The organism is Mycolicibacterium fluoranthenivorans (assembly GCF_011758805.1).
In the GTDB taxonomy this organism is placed as follows: domain Bacteria; phylum Actinomycetota; class Actinomycetes; order Mycobacteriales; family Mycobacteriaceae; genus Mycobacterium; species Mycobacterium fluoranthenivorans.
This window is the reverse complement of sequence record NZ_JAANOW010000001.1, coordinates 515,711-531,855: the sequence shown is the minus strand read 5'-3', so window position 1 is coordinate 531,855 and position 16,145 is coordinate 515,711. Positions and strand designations below refer to the sequence as shown.

Here is a 16,145-nt window from a genome sequence, read left to right as displayed (position 1 = left end):
CCTCCCCGCCATCCAGACCGGTGCCCAAACCGTATGTGGTGCGCACCGGGCTGGACGAGATCCTGGAGGCTCTGCACGAGGGCGATGCGGTGCCGCCGGAACGCGAACTGGCGGTGCGGTTCGGGGTGGCCCGCGAAACCGTCCGGCAGGCCCTGCACGAACTCCTGGTCGAGGGCCGTATCGAGCGGCGCGGCCGCGGCACCGTAGTGGCCGCCCCGAAACTGGTGCAACCGTTGTCGCTGCGCTCCTATACCGAAGGCGCCGCCGAGCGTGGCCGCGTTCCCGGGCGCCTGCTGGTGGGCTGGGAGGATATCGAAGCCGGTCCGGAACTCGCCGCGGCGCTCGCGATCGCGCCGGGCAGCACCGTCATGCAACTGGAACGGGTGCTGCTCGCCGACGGACGCCGGATCGGGCTGGAGAGCACCTACCTGGCGGCCGGGCGGTTCGGGGCGTTGCGTACCACCTTCGACCCGACGACGTCGCTCTATGCGGCGATCCGGGCCACCGGTGTGGTCTTCGGGTCGGCCACCGAACGCATCGAGACCGCGTTGGCCGCACCGCGTGAGGCGAGCTTGCTGGACACCACGACGGCCATGCCGATGCTGCTGCTGCACCGCCGCTCCCTCGACACCGACGGGGTACCCATCGAGACGGTGCGCGCGCTCTATCGCGGTGACCGGATCGCTTTCGAGACTTCGTTGTCGTAATACAGAATTGCCGCAATACTGTGCGGGTGCCCAGCCCCGTAGCCGATGTCATGTACCACCCCGATCTGGCCCGCATCGCGCGTTTCATCCCGCGCGGCCTGGTGGGCCCGAAAACTGCCCCGGTGATGCGGTACCTGTCCCGGCGGATGGGGCGCTCCGTCCCGGACGGGGTGGAGGTCCTGACCCTGAGTTCCGGGGTCACGCTGCGCCTGCACCGCCCGCGCGGGGTGGCGAAACCCGGCCCCGCCCTGCTGTGGATGCACGGCGGCGGCTATGTGTTGGGCAGCCCGGCGCAGGACGACAAGTTGTGCCGGCGCTACGCCGGCGAACTGGGCGCGACGGTGGCCGCCGTGCAGTACCGGCTGGCACCACAGAATCCGTACCCCGCCGGCCTCGAAGACTGCTACGCGGCGTTGACGTGGCTGGCGCAGCTGCCCACCGTCGACCCGTCGCGGTTGGCCATCGGCGGTGCCAGCGCCGGCGGCGGGATGGCCGCCGCCTTGGCCCTGCTCGCCCGGGACCGGGGTGAGGTGCCGCTCGCCGCGCAGGTCCTGGTCTACCCGATGCTCGACGACCGGACCGTGGGCCCGGAGTTCGACGATCCGGGGCACCGGCTGTGGACCCAGGGCAGCAACGGATTCGGCTGGCGGGCCTATCTGGGCGGGGCCGATCCCGAGGTGGCGGTCCCCGCGCGCAACCCGGACCTGTCCGGGCTTGCGCCCGCCTGGATCGGCGTCGGCACCCACGACCTGTTTCACGACGAGGACCTGGCCTATGCGCAGCGCCTGCGCGAGGCCGGGGTCCCGGTCGAGGTCGAGGTGGTCGCGGGGGCGTTCCACGGTTTCGATGCCATAGCGCCCAAAACCGCAGTGTCACAAGACTTCATCGGAAGTCAGATTGCGACACTGCGGCGGGCGTTCACCGCTGCGACCTAGGCGCTACTCTCGGACGACGTTGTCCTCGAACACGATCCGGCCGATCAGTTCGTAGCGGCGCGGGTCACGCAGCCGGAAGTAGGTGGCCAGCGCGACCCCGAGCACGAACAGTCCGACCACGATCCACGGCGTCAGCTTGAACAGCAACGTGCCCGACGCCGCACCCGCAGCGGCGTCCTTGTGCTCCCAGAGCAGGTACACCACATACAGCATGCCGATACCGCCGAGCAGCGGCGCGGTGAACGTCTTGAACCAGTGTGCGCTGGACGGGTGGTTCTTGTGGAAGTGGAAGTACGCGATGACCGAGAAGGCGCAGAGCGACTGCACCACCATGATGGCCATGGTGCCGAGGATCGCCAGCAGCGTGTACATGTGCACGTAGGGGTCCATGCCCGCGAAGAAGAAGGCCAGGATGAGCACCAGCGTGATCCCGGTCTGCACGAACGACGCGACATGCGGCGATCCGTGCGTCGGGTGCGTGGCGCCGATGGTCTTCTGCAGACGCAGCGACAGGCCTTCCCGGCCGAGGGCGTACAGATACCGGGACGCGCAGTTGTGGAACGCCATACCGCAGGCGAACGATCCGGTCACCAGCAGGATGTTGAACACCGTGATGGCCCATTCACCGTAGGTGCCGCGCACCGGCCCGAAGAAGATCTCCGACGAGGTGGCGGGATCCTGGGCCAGCTCGACCGATCGCTGCGGACCGGTGCCGGCGATGGCCATCCACGACACGAACACGTAGAAGAGGCCGACGCCGATGACACTGATCATGGTGGCACGCGGGATGATGCGCTTGGGGTCCTTGGATTCCTCGCCGTACATCGCGGTCGACTCGAATCCGACCCACGACCAGAAGGCGAAGAACAGGCCCAGTCCGGCGCTGGCCCCGGCGACCGCCGCCGGCGTGAACGCACCGATCGGATTGAGCGTCTCGGCCACGGCAAACCCTTCGGGTCCACCACCTTTGACCAACACCGCCAGCGCACCCAGGGCCAGCATGACGATCTCGGTCACCAGGAACACCCCGAGCACCTTCGCCGTCAGGTTCACGTCGAAATAGGTGAGGATGCAGTTGAGCGTGAGCATCAGCAGCGCCGGGATCAGCCAGTGCACCTGGATGTGCAACTGCGACGCGAACAGGTTCTGGAAGAAGAACGAGAAGATCCCGATGAGCGACGCCTCGAACACGATGTAGGCCATGGTGATCAGCAGACCGCTGGCCATACCGATGATGCGCCCCAGACCGTGCGAGATGTAGCCGTAGAAGGCACCGGTGGCCGTGATGTGTTTGGCCATGGTCGCGTACCCGATGGCGAACAACCCGAGGACGACGGTCGCGACGATATAGCCGGCCGGGGCATGTGAACCGTTTCCGAATCCGACAGCGATCGGGACATTGCCGACCATCGCGGTGATCGGCGCCGCGGTGGCCACCGCCATGAAGATGACGCCGATGGTGCCCACCGCGTTGCGCTTCAGTCGTTGGACGTCACCAGCGCCGCCAGCTGGTCTTTTAGTAGGTGGTGCGACGTTCTCAGTCATTGATGGACGTACCTTCCACGCGTGAAGAGGGAGGCTCGATGTGGCGCACGCCACATCCGGAACCTCTCGTATATTGGCACTACCAATTGATTGGCGCAAGACCCAATTTGAGCCATTGACATAATTGGTCCTACCGTTTTACGGTGGGCGTCGTCACAGCTTCCCAGTGACGGCAGAGGAGCCGCATGTACGACTACGGCACGTTCTCATTCGCTTCGAAGACCGAGGTGCTCGAGCGCGCGAAGACGTTCTGGAACCCGGACAAGACCCAGTTCTGGACCGACTCGGGTGTCGATCTGGTGATCGACCGTCGCGAGGGGTACTTCCTGTGGGATATGGGTGGGCGCCGGCTCATCGACCTGCATCTCAACGGCGGCACCTACAACCTCGGTCATCGCAATCCCGAAGTGATGCAGGCGATCACAGAAGGCATGACGCATTTCGACGTCGGCAACCACCACTTTCCCTCGGTGGCGCGCACCGCGCTGGCCCAGCGCCTGGTCGAAACCGCACCGGCGTCGATCAAGAAGGTCGCCTTCGGCTCCGGCGGTGGTGAGGCTATCGACATCGCGCTCAAGAGCGCCCGGCACGCCACCCAGCGCCGCAAGATCGTCTCGATCGTGAAGGCCTACCACGGTCACACCGGACTGGCGGTCGCCACCGGCGACGATCGGTTTGCCAAACTCTTCCTGTCCGACAACCCCGACGAGTTCCTCCAGGTGCCGTTCAACGATATCGACGCGATGGAGCGCGTACTGGCCTCCGGAGATATCGCCGCGGTCATCATGGAGACCATTCCGGCCACCTACGGATTCCCGCTTCCCGCACCGGGTTATCTGGAAGCGGTGAAGGCGGCCACCGAGAAACACGGCACGCTCTACATCGCCGACGAGGTGCAGACCGGACTGATGCGTACCGGCGAGCTGTGGGCCATCACCAAGCACGGGATCGAGCCGGACATCATGGTGACCGGCAAGGGCCTGTCGGGTGGCATGTACCCGATCACCGCGGCACTGCTGGGTGACCGGGCCGCACAGTGGCTCGATCAGGACGGTTTCGGACACATCTCGACGTTCGGCGGGGCCGAACTCGGTTGCGTCGCCGCGATCAAGACCCTGGAGATCAGCTGCCGTCCCGAGGTGCGCTCGATGGTGCACTACATCTCCGATCTGTTCGACCACGGGCTACGCCGCATCCAGGCCGGCCAGCCGGACTGGTTCATCGGCATCCGGCAGAACGGCGTGGTGATCGGCCTCGAGTTCGACCACCCCGAAGGCGCCAAGTTCGTCATGCGTGAGCTCTACGAGAACGGGGTGTGGGCCATCTTCTCGACCCTGGATCCCCGTGTACTGCAGTTCAAACCGGGTCTGCTGCTCTCCCGAGAACTGTGTGAGGACGTGCTGGACCGGCTCGACGTCGCCGTGGCCCGGGCCAAAACCGCTGCGCGGGGAAGGAAGAACACATGACCAGCACCGCACAGGCGGGCCACATGCTCGAACGGGCCCGTTGGGCGGCCGCGGCCTATGCCGAGTATGACTCGACAGCCGTGTCGGCGATCGTGCACGCGGTGGCCGAGGCGGCCCACGCCGAAGCCGAACGGTTCGCCGCCGAGGCGGTCGCCGAAACCGGGATGGGCGTGGTGGCCGACAAGGCGACCAAGAACCGGGCGTGCTCGCGGGGCATCGTCGACTACTACCGCGGTGACGACTACGTGACACCGCGCATCGACGCCGCCCGCAAGATCGTCGAACTCCCCCGCCCTGCCGGGGTGGTACTGGCCTTGACGCCGACCACCAATCCCGTTGCCACCGTGTACTTCAAGACGATCCTCGCCCTGATGACCCGCAATGCCGTCGTCCTCGCGCCGCACCCGCGGGCCGCCCGCTGCTCGGCCGACGCGGCCCGGGTGCTCGCGGCGGCGGCGGTCGCCGCGGGCGCACCGGACGGTGTCGTGCAGGTGGTCGACGAGCCGTCGATTCCGCTGGTGCAGGCGTTGATGGCCGATGACCGCACCGATGTCATCGTGGCCACCGGCGGAACGGGCGTGGTCCGCGCGGCATACTCGTCGGGCAACCCGGCGCTGGGCGTCGGGCCCGGCAATGTGCCGGTGTTCGTCGATGCCAGCGCCGACCTGGCCGCGGCCGCCACGCGCATCGTGGACAGCAAGGCCTTCGACAACTCGGTGTTGTGCACCAACGAATCCGTGCTCATCGCAGAGGATTCCATCGCCGACAAGCTGCGCGGGGCCCTCACCAGAGCTGGAGCACACCTCCTCGACGAGGACGGCGCACGGCGGTTGCGGGCCTACATGTTCGCCGACGGCCGGCTCAACACCGAGGTCGTGGGCCGCGACGCCGCGTGGATCGCCGGACAGGCCGGTCTGCGCGTCACCCAGAAGACCAAGGTGCTCATCGCTCCGTTCGGCGATGTGATCGCCGAGGAGATGCTGGCCCATGAGAAACTCTCCCCGGTTCTCGGGATGACCACCGCCGCGGATGCGGCCCGCGGTATCCGCGCGGCCCGGGCCGTGGTGCGGATCGGCGGTGCGGGTCATTCGGCGGCCATCCACAGCGAGAACCCCTCGGTGATCGCCGATTTCGCGGCGCAGGTGCCGGTGCTGCGGGTATCGGTGAACGTCGGTAACAGCACCGGCAGCTCCGGCCTGGACACCAACCTGGCACCGTCGATGACCATCGGCACCGGATTCGTCGGTCGCAGTTCCATCGGCGAGAACCTGGCACCGCAGAACCTGATCAACTGGGCCCGCATCGCCTACAACACCGAAAGCGCGGTGCCGATGGGCGATTTCGGCGGCATCGTGCCGTGGCGGACACCGTCCGGTCCGGTTCCCGCGTACCCGCGGGCCTCCAACGATCGCGGCGCGACCCTGACCCCGCCGCGGCCGGCATACCCCGCACCGGCGCGCTCGACCGACCCGAATCTCGATGCCCTGCGCGCCGAACTGCGCGCCCTGGTCGTCGAAGAACTCGCACAACTGATCAAGAGGTAGATCCGTGGCTGAACTCCGTTCCTTCATCTTCATCGACCGCCTGCAGCCGCAGACGATGTCGTATCTGGGTACCTGGATCAAGGGTGCGCTGCCGCGGGCGAACCAGGCCGCCCAGATCATCGAGGTCGCCCCCGGCCTGGACATCGAGGGCGTCACCGACGTGGCGCTCAAGCATGCCGAGGTCAAGGCCGGAATCCTGGTGGTGGAGCGACAATTCGGCTACCTGGAGTTCCACGGCGAGACGGGTGCGGTGCAGGCCGCCGCCGACGCGGCGCTGGATTCGCTGCTGGAATCTCGACGCGGCGACTCGCACGCCGCGGTGCGGCCGACCATCCTGGCTTCTCGGATCATCTCCAGCATCGACCATCAGCACGCATTCCTGATCAACCGCAACAAGATCGGTTCCATGGTGCTGGCCGGCGAATCCCTGTTCGTGCTCGAAGTGCAGCCCGCGTCCTATGCCATCCTGGCCACCAACGAGGCCGAGAAGGCCGCCGACATCAAGGTCGTCGACTTCCGGATGATCGGTGCGACGGGGCGGGTATACCTCTCCGGTGCCGAGGCCGACGTCCGCCAGGCCGCGGACGCCGCTCGCGATGCCCTGGCCCGAGCGTGAGCATGGACCGCGACGAACTCCGCACGCTGGTGCGGGAGGTGGTGCGCGAAGCAGTCCGGGATGTCGGCATCGGTATCCGGACCACCCCGCCCCCGCCGCCCACGGGTCCCGTTCAGCAGGCCGGCCCGGACCCCACCGGTCCACGCGCGGCCGACGAGCGCCACCGGACCGAGACGGTGCGACTGACCAGCGATGCCGACCTGGACGGCTTCGTGCGGAAACTGCTGCGGCTGTTCGAGAATCCGAAGAACCGGGCCGACATCAAGGCGGGCCGGCTGCGGTTTCGGCTGGGCAACACCACCCAAGCCACCCCCGCAGGTGCGGTGCACCGCGTGGACAGCGGCGCGGTGACCGAACGACACATCGCCGACCTGGCCGGCGGCACGCTGGTCCTCGGCCGCCGGGCCGTGCTCACCCCGCTGGCGCGGGAGAAGGCGCGGATGCTCGGAATCACCATCACGAAGGAGCGCACATGATCGCCCCAGCGACGAAGGAGCGCAATTGATTACAGCGACCGTGACCGGCAATGTCTGGTCGACCCGCCGCGTGGCGGGCATTCCCGCGGGCGCCTTCCTGGAAGTCGAGGTCGACGGAGGCAGCAGCCTGATCGCCTTCGACGTCCTCGGCACCGGCGTGGGCGAGCGGGTCCTGATCGCCCAGGGGTCAGTGGCCTCGAGCTGGTTCACCGGCACGCCGCCCCCGGTGGACGCACTCATCATCGGATCCATCGATACAAATCCCAACAAATAAGGAGAACAACCATGTCCAGCAATGCAATCGGTCTCATCGAAACCAAGGGCTACGTGGCTGCGCTGGCCGCCGCGGACGCCATGGTCAAGGCCGCCAACGTCACCATCACCGATCGTCAGCAGGTCGGTGACGGCCTGGTCGCCGTCATCGTCACCGGCGAGGTGGGTGCGGTGAAGGCCGCCACCGAGGCCGGCGCCGAGACGGCCTCCCAGGTGGGCGAACTGGTCAGCGTGCATGTCATCCCGCGCCCACACAACGAACTCGGCGCGCACTTCGCGGTCGCCGGCAAGTAACCCATGCCGACCGAAGCGCAGGAGCACACGCGGATTCACACCCAGATCCGCGTCTACCTGATGGTGGAGGATCTGCAGCGCCAGTTCGCCGCCTACCTCGGCACCCCGACCCGGGCCCGGGGCTATCCACCCTATGCGGGTGAGCACGCCCTCATCGTGGAGGTGTCCCCCGCGCTGGCGATCGAGCGGGTGATCGATCTGGCGCTGCGCGAGGTACCCGGCATCCAACCGGGAATCCTCTACGTGGAACGGCAATTCGGTGTGCTGGAGATCCATTCGGCCGATCTGGACGAGGTGCGCCGCGCCGGCGAGGCGATCCTCGCGGGCACCGGCAACACGGCGTCCGACCAGCTCCGGCCGCGGGTGCTCTATCACGACATCATCACCGATATCACCGATCAGCACGCGGTCATCCTGAACCGCAACCGGCAGGCGTCGATGATCCTGCCCGGGCAGTCGCTGCTGGTGTACGAGATGACCCCGGCCCTGTTCGCCGCGGTCGCGGCGAACGAGGCCGAACGGGTGGCGCCCGGGCTTACCGTGGTGGATGTGCAGATGATCGGCGCGGCCGGGCGGCTCTACATCGGCGGCAGCACCGCCGACGTGACAGCGGCCCGCGATCAGATCACCTCGGTACTCGCCCGGATCGAGGGACGGGACCACTCGTGATCGCCGACGACCGCGCGGTGGCCGAACAGGCGCGGGCGCACTACGACATCTCCCCCGGCGCGTCACTGCGGCTGCTGAACCTGTCGGAGAACGCCACCTACCTCGTCACCGACGGCGACAGCCGGTCGATCCTGCGGGTGCACCGGCAGGATTATCACCGGCCGCACGAGATCGAGTCGGAGCTGGACTGGCTGGCCGCGCTGAAAGCCGAGGGCGATGTCACGGTACCGACCGTGCTGCCCGCCCGCGACGGACGCCGGGTGGTCACCGTGGACGGCCCCGATCCCGGCGGATCACCCCGTCATGTCGTGCATTTCGGGATGGTCAACGGAGTCGAGCCGGACGAGAACGCGCTGACGCGTGAGGACTTCCACACGCTGGGCAGGATCACCGCCGCGCTGCATGACCACGCCAGGGCCTGGACCCGGCCGGCCGGCTTCGGCCGGTTCTCCTGGGACTGGGAGCACAGCCTCGGTGCCACGCCGCGATGGGGCCGCTGGGAGGACGCCGAGGGGGTCGGTCCGGCCGAACGGGCCCTGCTCGAGCGGGCTCAGACGCTGCTCCGGCACCGGCTCACCGAGTACGGCACCGGGCCCGAGGCCTACGGGCTGATCCACGCCGATCTGCGGCTGGCGAATCTGCTGGTCGACCCGGACGGATCCCAGATCACCGTCATCGACTTCGATGACTGTGGATTCGGCTGGTATTTCTACGATTTCGGCACCGCGGTGTCCTTCATCGAGGACGATCCGGCGCTGCCGGAATGGCAGGACGCCTGGGTGAGCGGCTACCGCACCCGGCGCGAGTTGGCCGCTGCCGACGAGGACATGCTGGCCTCGTTCGTCCTGCTGCGCCGGCTGCTGCTGCTGGCGTGGATGGGCAGCCACAGCCACTCCCGGGAATCCGCCACCAAGGCGATCAGCTATGCCGCCGGCAGCTGCGCGCTGGCCGAGCGGTACCTGACCTCCGATGGCCACACACTGAACTTCTGAAGGGCACCACCATGTTCACATCACTGCAGGGCCGCACCGCGATAGTGACCGGCGGCAGCAAGGGGATCGGCCGCGGGATCGCCGAGACGTTCACACGCGCCGGCGTCGACGTCGTGATCACCGGCCGCAACTCCGACGATCTGGATCGCACGGTGGCCGCGCTGGCCGGTTTGCCCGGTCGGGTGAGCGGGATCAGTGCCGACATCTGCGACCCCGAGGATTCCCGCCGGGCGGTGACCGAGGCGGTCCGCAGGTACGGAGGCGTCGACATCGTCTGCGCCAATGCCGGCATCTTCCCGTCGGGACGGCTGGAGGACCTCACCCCCGACGATATCGAGGCGGTGCTCGCGGTGAATTTCAAAGGCACCGTGTACATCGTGCAGGCCGCGCTGGCCGCGCTGACATCCAGTGGACACGGCCGGGTGGTGATCACCTCGTCGATCACGGGACCGATCACCGGCTACCCGGGCTGGTCGCACTACGGTGCCAGCAAGGCCGCCCAGCTGGGCTTCCTGCGCACCGCCGCCATGGAACTCGCCCCGAAGAAGATCACCGTCAACGCGGTGTTGCCGGGCAACATCGTCACCGACGGGCTCGGCGAAATGGGTCAGGAATACCTCGACCAAATGGCATCCGCCGTGCCCGCCGGCCGGCTCGGTTCGGTGGCCGACATCGGCAACGCAGCACTCTTCTTCGCCACGGACGAGGCCGCCTACATCACGGGACAGTCGCTGGTCGTCGATGGTGGGCAGATTCTGCCCGAATCGCACCTGGCTATCGCCGAACTCTGAGACACCTGCGGTTAGAATTGGCTATACCAATAAGACCGGCGGGATCGCACAGCTGACAAGGGGGCGCGGGTGGCAACTCACAGCGAAGAGTTGCGGCGCCGGATCGTGGCAGACGTGAACGCCGGCACGCCCGGAGCCAAGCTCGGCAGCGAACGGGATCTCGCCGAGCGCTACGGCACCAGCCGGTCCAGCCTGCGCCAGGTGCTCGCGGCGCTGGAGGAAGCGGGTCTGGTGCACCGGGTGATCGGCCGGGCCGGCGGTATCTTCATCAGCCACGGCCAGGTCGAGCGCAATCTCGCCGACGTGGTCGGGGTCCCCGCGTTCCTCGCTCACCAGGGCTACGTCGCCGGCACACGGGTGCTGTCGACGAAGATCGGCGTGCCAGACCACGGCACCCAACACGCACTGAAGCTCGGACCGAACGACTACGTGGTCGAGATCCAGCGGGTACGGCTGGCCGACGGGTCGCCGATCTCGTTGGAGCACGCGCAGTTTCCGGCCGACACCGTTCCCGGACTGCTGGAGCAACCGCTGCGCGGATCGCTCTACGAGATCCTGGAATCCGAATACGGACTGACGGCCGGGCGCGCGGTCGAACGCATCGAAGCCGTGAGCGCGACCAATGACGAGGCCACCCTGCTGGGCATCAAGCCCAAAGCGGCGCTGCTGCTCATCACCCGCGTGACGCACGATCAGAACGGCACTCCCTACGAGTACTCCCGGGATCTGTTCCGCGGGGATCGCACCGCACTGGCCGTCACCGCACAGGGGCGTGGTCTCGCGGGCGCCGACGGTGAACCGGCGTCCATCAGTTTGCAGCGCCAGACCGGCTGACCTCGCTGTTCGGAGAATCCCATTCTCCGATTCGGCCAACGAGGTATTGACCTTTCGGCCGCCACAGTGCTAAGCAGGTGCTCAGCATAGTGGCGCACCTCTGCGCCGTGGCACGACGAGAGGGTCGACGATGACGTTGCAGGCGGTTCTGGACGAGATTCGGACACGCCCCGGGACCGGCGAGGTCATCCCGATCATCGACCCGGTGACCGAGGAGCAGATCACCGAGTTCACCGACTGCGGGGAAGCCGGGGTCGACGAAGCGGTCATCCGCGCCAGGGCGTCCTTCGAGGCCGGGGTCTGGGCCGGGCTGCCCGGCCGTGAACGCGCCAAGATCATGTGGCGGATCGCGGATCTCATCGACGAGCATGCGGCCGAGTTCGCCGAAATCGACTCCGCCAACACCGGAATGATGAAGCTGCAGTCGGAGATGGTGGTACCCACCTGCGCGGAGTTCTTCCGCTACTACGCCGGCTGGTGCTCCAAGATCAACGGCACCGCCTATGACGTGAAGACCACCGGCATCGCCGCCGACAGCTACGTCGACATGCACGCGTACACCCTCAAGGAGCCCTACGGCGTCGTCGGGCTGATCTTCCCGTGGAACGGGCCGATCTTCAACGCCTGCGCGAAGATCGCTCCCGCACTCGCCGCCGGGTGCAGCAGCCTGGTGAAACCCGCTGAGGAGACCCCTCTTTCGGCGCTTCTGCTGGATCGCCTGATCCACGAGGCCGGTGTGCCCGACGGTGTGGTCAACCTCATCACCGGCTATGGACACACCGCGGGCGCGGCGATCAGTGCTCACCCCGATGTCGAGAAAGTGGCCTTCACCGGATCCACCGAGGTCGGCAAGATGATCGTGGCCGCCTCGGCGGGCAACCTCAAGAAGGTGATGCTGGAACTCGGCGGAAAATCACCCGTGCTGATCTTCGACGACGCCGATCTGGACAAGGCCATCTTCGGCGCGGCGATGGGCATCTTCGTGCATTCCGGCCAGGGCTGCGTGTGTGGTTCGCGGATCTTCGTACAACGAGGGGTGTACGAACAGGTCGTCGAAGGCATCGCCGGCGTCGCGAATTTCATGAAGTACGGCGGCCCGAGCGAAGAGGGCGTCATGAGCGGCCCGTTGATCAGCGCCAAACAGCTCAGCCGCGTCCTGGATTTCATCGAGGAGGGCAAGCGTGACGGTGCCGAGGTGGTCACCGGCGGTCACCGACTCGACCGCAAGGGCTACTTCGTCCATCCGACGGTGCTGACCAATGTCGATCCCGGCATGCGCCTCTATCAGCAGGAGATCTTCGGGCCGGTGGTCTCGATCATCCCGTTCGACGAGGAGGACGAGGCCATCGCAATGGCCAACGACACCACCTACGGGCTCGCCGGCACCGTGTGGACCACCAATATCAGCCGCGGTCACCGGCTCGTGAAGCGCCTGCACGCCGGCAGCGTGCAGATCAACTGCCAATTGGTGTTCGACCACGATGTGCCGTTCGGCGGCTACAAGCAGTCCGGCTGGGGCCATGAGTTCGGCAAAGAGGGCCTCGACGGTTACTTGAAGACCAAGTCGGTCTGGGCTGCGCTCTAGTCACGCCGCTCATCCCGGCCGACCACCTGGCCGTCGATGATGGTGGCCGCCACCCACTTTGCATCCAGATCGCACAGGACATCCTCGGGCGGGGCGGCCAACACACACAGATCGCCGGGCGCACCGGGCGCCACCGTCCGGGCCCGGGTGGGCTCGGCCGCGTCGCCGAGGAACAGGGTCAGCGCGGTCCGCGCGTCGATCCGCTCCCGCGCCCCCAGCACGGCGCCCGACGGGGTGACACGGTGCACGGCCGCACGCAGCGCCGCCCACGGGTTGCCGTCGCCGAACGGCATGTCGGTGGAAAGCGCCACCGGCACACCGGCTTCCAGCAGGGATGCCAGTCGCCACAGGTCCTGGTGTTCCGCGGCCGGTACGTCTGCGAGGTACTGATCGCCGCGTTCGGCGACGAAGTTGGGTTGGGTCACCACGGTGACCCCCAGCCCGGCGAGCACGTCGAGCTGATCGTCGGGCACCACCGCCGCGTGCTCGATGCGGTCACCGGGATGCACACCCGCATCGCCCAGCGCGGCGAGGCTGACGACCAGTTGGGCGGCGGTCACACAGTGCAGCGCCACCGGTGCGTCCTCGTCGTGACGGCGCCCGATCCAGGCCGTGAGTTCGCCGAGATCCAGATCCTCGTCGTGCAGGATGCGTTTGCCGGGGGCGAGATGGTGCACGTGCTGACGCAGACCGCCGCGGCGGTGCACCTCAGCCAGCAGCACCATATCGGTGATGTCGAGATCCGGTGTGGCATCGGTGATTCCGGTGACCCCGTACCGGCTGAGGCGCCGGCTGAGAACATCGACGGCGGTATCCCGGCGCTTGAGCGCATCCGACCAGGACCGGTCGGCACTGCGCAGCCGACCGTCGGGGTGATCGGCGAGCCCGACGGCCGCCAGGCCGGCCGAGTTGAGGGTCCACAGCACACCGCTGCGGTGCTGGATCCGGACCGGCACCGACGGGGCCAACGCGTCGAGTCCGTCCCGGTCAAGGGAGCCGGCCACCGCCTCGTGGTAGCCGATGGCACGGATCCAACCGTCATCCCCGACCTCGGCATCGGCCAGCACCTGGGCCAGGTCGTCGCGGTCGTGCACCTCGCCGACGCCGACACGCAGCGAATCTGCCGCAGCGGCAGCCGAATGCACGTGCCCATGGTGATCATGCAGACCGGGGATCACCAGTCCGAGCCCGGCGTCGAGCACCTGTTCCCCGTCGACGGGCTCCAGCGCCGGGGCGACCTCGGCGATCCGGGAGTCCACCCGGATATCGACGACATCGCCATCCAGCAGGGTTGCACGCCGAATCAGCATGACACGGACCACCTTTCCTCGACCAAACGCTGAACTCGGGCGTTATCGGCACCCAACTCCGGTGCGGCGCGGCCAGCCTCCGGTGCTCTCGCACAGCGGTACTCGCCCCCGAGGCCCGCGTAGCGCGCCGCCGTCGCCGCCATCGAGATGTCGATGAGTTCTCCCCCGCCCCGGCTCAGGGATTCGGCCACCGCATCGGCCGCGTGCAGACCGGTCAGCGGGTCGGCGAGGGCGTCACCGACGAAAACCGGCCCGCCGCCGTCATATCCGACCAGCGCCCCGGAGACCGCGGCGTCATCGCCGAATGCCACCCAGTCCGCTGCCGCACCGTTTCCGCCGTGCCCGGTGATCCGCAGCCATACCCGGCCGTCGCGGGGCGCGACGGTGTCGGGGCCCAGCCCGCGCCGCCGGAGCGCGGCCGGCCGCGAGGCCTCGATCACCACATCGGCCACCGCAAGCAGCCGGCGCAATGCCTCGGTGTCATCGAAATCGACCGAATAGGAGAGCTTTCCGCTGTTCATCCAGTCATAGAAGGCAGCCGGTCCGGCACGGGTGCCATCGGGGCGGCGCGGGCTCTCGACCTTGACCACGGTGGCGCCGGCGGCCCTGAGCAGGTGCCCGCACAACGGCCCGGCCCACATCGACGACAGGTCGACGACCAGCAGATCGGCCCACGGCCGGATCCGCGCCGTCCCGGTGCGGTGCAGTCGCGGTGTGGCCGCTGCGGTTTCACCGAGCAGGGCGGCGGGCAGACCGAGCAACCGGGCCCGCGCGACGGTCTCGACGGCGCCGTGCCGCTCGATCCAGGACTGCACCGCCTGCCACGGATCGGTGACGACATCGGCGCCGACCAGTGCGGGCACCGCGTCGATATCGTCGGGGCGGGCCAGGGTGAGTGCGCACCAGCCGTCTGCCCCGCGCAGCAGGCGGGTGGCACCGCCCGCGGAGATCCTGCCCCGGGGCGCCCAGCCCAGCTGCACGGCACGGCCGGTGAGCACCTGGGTGGCATCGACGGTGACGCCGGTGCGCAGCGCGAACCGGTCGGCGATCTGCTGGGCGCGTGCGCAGATCTGCTGCGGAACACCCACCTCGGTCATCCCGCCATCTTGCCCCGGCGCGCCACCGAGGCGCGCCGATTCAGGCGTGCAGGGCGGTGAAACGCCAGTCCAGCACCTGCCGGTCGGGCTCGCCCACCGCGTAGACCAGCGATCTCAGCCCCAGTCGGCCGTCGGGTCCCACCGTCTCGACATGCAGTTCGCTGAAGAGCGTGTCGCCCTCGTGCACGGGGCCCGTGTGGTCGCAGGATTCCCAGCCCAGCACCGTGAGCATGTCGGGCAGCAACCGGGCGGCCTGTGCCAGGGCCAGACCGATGGTGTGCCCGCCGTAGACCAGGCGCTGCCCGCCCGGACGCCAGTCATGATGAGTGGCCGCGATATTGAGCGACAGCCGGGCGAGTTCCGGGGCACTGGACACCACGTCCGCCGTGCTGGACAGGACCGCCCCCACCGCGGGTCGCCCCGAGGTCCGGACTGCGTCCACCTTCCAGCCGGCCGTCGGGTCCGGCGGCACCTGCTGTCCGGCGCCGATCGCGGCCAGATCGTCGGCGTGGCCGGTCTCGGGCGCGTCCGGGGACAGCGGCAACATGGCGCAGCGGTAGAAGTCCAGCACGGACCGGCCGGATTGGTCGACGGTGGTCATCCGCAGCGCCGCGAGCCCGGTGGCGGCGCGACCGGGTTTGGCGGAGTTCTGGCGCAGTCCGACCACCTCGGTCCGGGTGGTGAGGGTGTCCCCGATGACCGGGAAGCGGTAAAAATTCAAGCCCCGGTAGAACAGATTGGCCTTGACCCGCTGGGTCACCAGAGTGGACTGACCGATCGCGATATCGCACACCAGACCGGGGTGGGCCAGTGGGCCGGCGGCCCCGGTCACCGCCCGGCTCAATTCGGCGTCCAGGGGCAGGCGCAGCCGGTCCCCCAGGATGGCCTGATGGGTTGCCGCCGCACCGGAGGTGAGTGTCATCGACGGCGCGGTGTCGAAGACCTGGCCGACCCGCAGATCGTCGAAATACGGGCCACCCGGCGTATGCGCAGTCACGGCCCGCACTCTAG

Annotated in this window: 17 protein-coding genes; 13 read left to right on the top strand and 4 right to left on the bottom strand. The window is 68.0% G+C overall.

Annotation, left to right across the window (positions count from 1 at the left end; genetic code table 11):
- Nucleotides 1–20 precede the first annotated feature (20 nt).
- Together FHU31_RS02590 and FHU31_RS02585 are read left to right on the top strand one after the other, a co-directional pair.
- Nucleotides 21–707 carry a GntR family transcriptional regulator gene (locus FHU31_RS02590; protein WP_420372079.1) on the top strand — a complete coding sequence of 229 codons (687 nt, stop codon included), beginning with the start codon at nt 21–23 and terminating at the stop codon, nt 705–707.
- Between the two features lie 50 nt (nt 708–757).
- Complete coding sequence (locus FHU31_RS02585; RefSeq protein ID WP_167160537.1) at nt 758–1,642, top strand: alpha/beta hydrolase; 885 nt, start codon at nt 758–760, stop codon at nt 1,640–1,642.
- 3 nt (nt 1,643–1,645) lie between these two features.
- On the opposite strand, the gene FHU31_RS02580 is transcribed toward FHU31_RS02585, so the two are convergent.
- The gene (locus FHU31_RS02580; protein ID WP_167155532.1) at nt 1,646–3,187 is read right to left on the bottom strand and encodes an APC family permease; all 1,542 of its coding nucleotides are present in this window, start codon (nt 3,185–3,187) and stop codon (nt 1,646–1,648) included.
- A gap of 185 nt (nt 3,188–3,372) precedes the next feature.
- On the opposite strand from FHU31_RS02580, the gene FHU31_RS02575 reads away from it, so the two are divergent.
- The 11 genes from FHU31_RS02575 (at nt 3,373) to FHU31_RS02525 (ending at nt 12,727) form a co-directional block, all read left to right on the top strand.
- Entirely contained in the window at nt 3,373–4,653 is a 1,281-nt protein-coding gene (locus FHU31_RS02575; protein ID WP_167155529.1) for a class-III pyridoxal-phosphate-dependent aminotransferase, read from the top strand.
- Nucleotides 4,650–6,197, top strand: a complete 1,548-nt coding sequence (locus FHU31_RS02570) for an aldehyde dehydrogenase family protein (protein WP_167155526.1) — start codon at nt 4,650–4,652, stop codon at nt 6,195–6,197. Before FHU31_RS02575 ends, FHU31_RS02570 begins: the two co-directional genes overlap by 4 nt.
- A 4-nt stretch (nt 6,198–6,201) precedes the next feature.
- Nucleotides 6,202–6,813 (top strand): BMC domain-containing protein, encoded by a 612-nt coding sequence (locus tag FHU31_RS02565; protein WP_167155523.1) that lies wholly within the window; start codon nt 6,202–6,204, stop codon nt 6,811–6,813.
- Nucleotides 6,810–7,289, top strand: a complete 480-nt coding sequence (locus FHU31_RS02560; protein ID WP_167155520.1) for a hypothetical protein — start codon at nt 6,810–6,812, stop codon at nt 7,287–7,289. Before FHU31_RS02565 ends, FHU31_RS02560 begins: the two co-directional genes overlap by 4 nt.
- A 25-nt stretch (nt 7,290–7,314) precedes the next feature.
- On the top strand, nt 7,315–7,563 hold the full coding sequence (locus tag FHU31_RS02555) for a EutN/CcmL family microcompartment protein (protein ID WP_167155517.1): 249 nt from the start codon (nt 7,315–7,317) through the stop codon (nt 7,561–7,563).
- Between the two features lie 11 nt (nt 7,564–7,574).
- Nucleotides 7,575–7,856: a BMC domain-containing protein gene (locus tag FHU31_RS02550; protein WP_029106444.1), complete on the top strand. Its 282-nt coding sequence runs from the start codon at nt 7,575–7,577 to the stop codon at nt 7,854–7,856.
- Nucleotides 7,857–7,859: 3 nt separating this feature from the next.
- Complete coding sequence (locus FHU31_RS02545; protein ID WP_167155514.1) at nt 7,860–8,525, top strand: microcompartment protein; 666 nt, start codon at nt 7,860–7,862, stop codon at nt 8,523–8,525.
- Nucleotides 8,522–9,517: a phosphotransferase enzyme family protein gene (locus FHU31_RS02540; protein ID WP_263988187.1), complete on the top strand. Its 996-nt coding sequence runs from the start codon at nt 8,522–8,524 to the stop codon at nt 9,515–9,517. The genes FHU31_RS02545 and FHU31_RS02540 overlap by 4 nt, the downstream gene beginning before the upstream one ends.
- 11 nt (nt 9,518–9,528) lie before the next feature.
- Complete coding sequence (fabG, locus tag FHU31_RS02535) at nt 9,529–10,308, top strand: 3-oxoacyl-ACP reductase FabG (protein WP_167155511.1); 780 nt, start codon at nt 9,529–9,531, stop codon at nt 10,306–10,308.
- A gap of 69 nt (nt 10,309–10,377) precedes the next feature.
- Nucleotides 10,378–11,142, top strand: coding sequence for a GntR family transcriptional regulator (locus FHU31_RS02530; RefSeq protein WP_090362992.1), 765 nt, complete (start codon nt 10,378–10,380; stop codon nt 11,140–11,142).
- 130 nt (nt 11,143–11,272) lie between these two features.
- Nucleotides 11,273–12,727: an aldehyde dehydrogenase family protein gene (locus FHU31_RS02525; RefSeq protein WP_167155508.1), complete on the top strand. Its 1,455-nt coding sequence runs from the start codon at nt 11,273–11,275 to the stop codon at nt 12,725–12,727.
- Here the strand turns inward: FHU31_RS02525 and FHU31_RS02520 are convergent.
- The 3 genes from FHU31_RS02520 to FHU31_RS02510 are packed head-to-tail and all read right to left on the bottom strand — an operon-like array spanning nt 12,724 to nt 16,131.
- The gene (locus tag FHU31_RS02520) at nt 12,724–14,037 is read right to left on the bottom strand and encodes an amidohydrolase family protein (RefSeq protein ID WP_167155505.1); all 1,314 of its coding nucleotides are present in this window, start codon (nt 14,035–14,037) and stop codon (nt 12,724–12,726) included. The two genes, FHU31_RS02525 and FHU31_RS02520, sit on opposite strands and share 4 nt — an antisense overlap.
- On the bottom strand, nt 14,031–15,134 hold the full coding sequence (locus tag FHU31_RS02515; protein ID WP_167155503.1) for a CoA transferase: 1,104 nt from the start codon (nt 15,132–15,134) through the stop codon (nt 14,031–14,033). The genes FHU31_RS02520 and FHU31_RS02515 overlap by 7 nt, the downstream gene beginning before the upstream one ends.
- Before the next feature lie 40 nt (nt 15,135–15,174).
- Entirely contained in the window at nt 15,175–16,131 is a 957-nt protein-coding gene (locus FHU31_RS02510; RefSeq protein ID WP_167155500.1) for a MaoC family dehydratase, read from the bottom strand.
- Between the last annotated feature and the right edge of the window lie 14 nt (nt 16,132–16,145).